This window comes from Banduia mediterranea, assembly GCF_031846245.1.
Classification (GTDB): domain Bacteria; phylum Pseudomonadota; class Gammaproteobacteria; order Nevskiales; family Nevskiaceae; genus Banduia; species Banduia mediterranea.
In genome coordinates this window covers 1-695 of sequence record NZ_JAVRIC010000069.1, presented here as the reverse complement: position 1 = coordinate 695, position 695 = coordinate 1, and the positions used below count along the sequence as shown (strand labels likewise).

The following is a 695-nucleotide window of genomic DNA, read 5'->3' as shown; positions in this document are numbered from 1 at the left end:
CGCGAGCCCCAATTATTTCGAATCGCTGTCGAGTCTGGACGCTGCCGTCGAGATGTCCGGCCAGACCAAGGTGGTGGCAGTGTCCCTGATGAAGATCGCCAACGACCTGCGCTGGATGAACTCCGGTCCGCTGGCCGGGCTCGGCGAGATCGAACTGCCGGCGCTGCAGCCGGGCTCCTCGATCATGCCCGGCAAGGTCAATCCGGTGATTCCGGAGTCGGTGTGTCAGGTGGCGGCCCAGGTGATTGGTCACGACGCTACGATCACCGTGGCGGCCCAGGCCGGCAACTTCCAGCTCAACGTAATGCAACCGGTGGTCGCACTCAATCTGCTGCAATCGATCGAATGGTTGGGCAACGTCACGCGCCTGCTGGCCGACCGCGCGATCAAGGGCTTCACGGTGCGCAAGCAGGGCATCGAAGACGTGCTCTCGCGCAACCCGGTGCTGATCACCGCGGCCAACGCGGTGATCGGCTACGACAAGGGCGCCGCGATTGCCAAACGCGCCTACAAGGAGGGCCGGCCGGTCATCGACGTGGCTCTGGAAATGACCGACCTCGACGAGACGCAGCTGCGGGAACTGCTCGATCCGGGGAAGCTGACGGAGGGTGGAATCGGCTGAGCGCCGGGGGCCTTACGCTTGGCTCCCAAGCCGGATTCGCCATACACGCAGCGGATCAGGTCTGTCTGCTTCT

Annotated in this window: 1 protein-coding gene; it reads left to right on the top strand. The window is 64.3% G+C overall.

Translation table 11 applies throughout. The annotated features are described in order from the left end of the window. Positions 1 to 622, top strand: a 622-nt coding sequence (locus tag RM530_RS18410) for a lyase family protein (RefSeq protein ID WP_311366726.1), incomplete at its 5' end; no start/stop codon positions are given. Positions 623 to 695: the final 73 nt, after the last annotated feature.